Origin of the sequence: Mesobacillus sp., assembly GCF_049588175.1 — a bacterium.
Classification (GTDB): domain Bacteria; phylum Bacillota; class Bacilli; order Bacillales; family Cytobacillaceae; genus Mesobacillus.
Genome location: NZ_JBAVFI010000442.1, coordinates 1 through 2,060, shown reverse-complemented (window position 1 = coordinate 2,060; position 2,060 = coordinate 1). Strand labels below are relative to the sequence as shown.

Annotated in this window: 2 protein-coding genes; both read right to left on the bottom strand. The window is 40.0% G+C overall.

The window, feature by feature from the left end; genetic code table 11:
* Window positions 1-235: 235 nt before the first annotated feature.
* Window positions 236-1,126, bottom strand: coding sequence for an aldo/keto reductase (locus WB217_RS10890; protein WP_423993252.1), 891 nt, complete (start codon window positions 1,124-1,126; stop codon window positions 236-238).
* Between the two features lie 83 nt (window positions 1,127-1,209).
* Entirely contained in the window at window positions 1,210-1,764 is a 555-nt protein-coding gene (locus WB217_RS10885; protein ID WP_423993251.1) for a short-chain dehydrogenase, read from the bottom strand.
* Between the last annotated feature and the right edge of the window lie 296 nt (window positions 1,765-2,060).

Genomic DNA, 2,060 nt, shown 5'->3' with positions numbered 1-2,060 from the left:
CCTCCACTCTGATATCCTTATTACCAAGGAATTTTACAACAAAAAATCCTGCCATCAAGCTGCCAATCAAATAAGCAAGGAGAAAATATATTATCAACATAAATCTGCACAACCTGTCCAATTTAATTATTTTAGGTTTATTCGCCAATGAACGAATTAATTCCTTTAATTACTATCTCCTTTGACTTCATGTCCGTAAAAAATTCCCGGCCTGAGGATTAGGCCGGGAATTTTTTTAATTCTTTCCAATCTTGATTGCCTGTGCCAGTAATTCTTTGTCAAATTCCTTTTCAAGCAGTTCAATATTCTTCCTGAAATGATCAAGGTTCTTTGTTCCGATTAAAACAGAGCTAATACCTTTGTTTTCATACAGGAAATTTAATGCCAGCGTAGAGAGAAGGTCTCCGTCATTATTGACAAGTTCAAGCATTTGCTCAAGCTTTGCTGGTTTGAATTCTGCCTTTAACGCCCTGGATGTCAGCAGTCCTCTGCCAAGTCCTGTCCGGATTAAGACTCCCAGTCCTTTTTCTTCACAAAGCTTGATGTTATCTTCATTTTCCTGGTTCAATAAATGATATTCCATCTGCATAACATCAAAATCCCCAGACAAGATGCATTGCTTTGCGAGTTCGCCATCAATCGAGGCTCCAAGATAGCGGATTTTCCCTTCTTTTTGGGCATCCTTCATCGCTCTGACTGTCTCACCTTCAGCAATCACTTTTTCAGGCTCTGGTCCAAAGTGGATTTGCATCAAATCAATGACATCCGTTTTCAATAAGGTTAAACTTCGATCAATAGATTCCTTGATTGCCTTATAGGAAAAATCGTAGAAGGTAGAAGGTTCATCATTATGTTCACCACATTTTGAAGCTAGAATATATTCAGTGCGTCGGTTTGAAATCGAATTGCCGATACGCTCCTCGCTCCGATGGTAAGCACTGGCTGTATCAACAAGGTTGATGCCAAGATCGAGCACCGAATTCAATACGATGCCTGCTTCTTTTTCATCCGGACGCTCTTTATCCGCCAATCCCCAGTCTCGTCCAATCGATAATGCGCCAAACCCAATGAATGTTACTTCCTCATTCATGGTGTTAATCTTACGTTTTTCATATGCTTTTGTCATTGGTATCACTCCAGTATGTATGTCTTCTTTGTTTCAATAGATTATAACAAATTCAAACTAATATCTCTAACAAGAGGATATTACTATAATGGACGTTTTTCTGTTGGCTCGACCATTCCGACAATATTAACGGAGTCACTGTTAAGAATTCCATCTATCACACCGGAAGAAATCTCCTCATTCGTTAACCATCTTGAGTGGTTTCCTTCTATTTTAAAACCTAGTTGCACCTGGCGATAAACACAATCATCAGAAATGGGCAGCTTTTTTTTCGTCTCGGAAAGATTCCTGCCGCTGCCCAGAACGTGAATTAATTCCCATGAATGGCCAGGAACTGTATTCAACTTAATCGTGGTTTCGAGAGCCTTTTCTGCATCTGTTCGCACCCATGCAACGATTAAATCAAACAAGCCGTTTTTCTGTATGCTCATGGCAATTCTTTTTTCTAGTTCCCCTATATTTCGATAATCTACACTTATCGGTGTAATATCGGCATGGCTCGATTTTTCTATTAAACTTTCCAAACGATTTGGATTCCGACCAATCACTGATACACTATACCCCTGTTCCAATAGCCATAAAGAAACCGGTGCAAGCATCCCAGTTCCACCAATCACTAGTGCATGTCTCATGTTCATAACACTCCCTCTTAAAACTCAAGGCTCTGCTAAACTGGACTATTGATTCCGCTCAGGGCTCTCGCTTTGCTCCTGCGGTCTCACCTTGGCAGCTGAACCCCCAGGACATTGAATAGCTTCCTCGAATCTGCCCACGCACGATGGAAATGCGTTAGCATTTTCGGAGTCCGCTCCAATCAACAGGTGCTAAAAATAAGCATTGAACTTTAACAACCAAAATCCAAAAAGCTAACTATGAATTTAATTCTTGATTGAAACCACTACTGTATTTATTAAAATGGATTTGTAAAACTAAA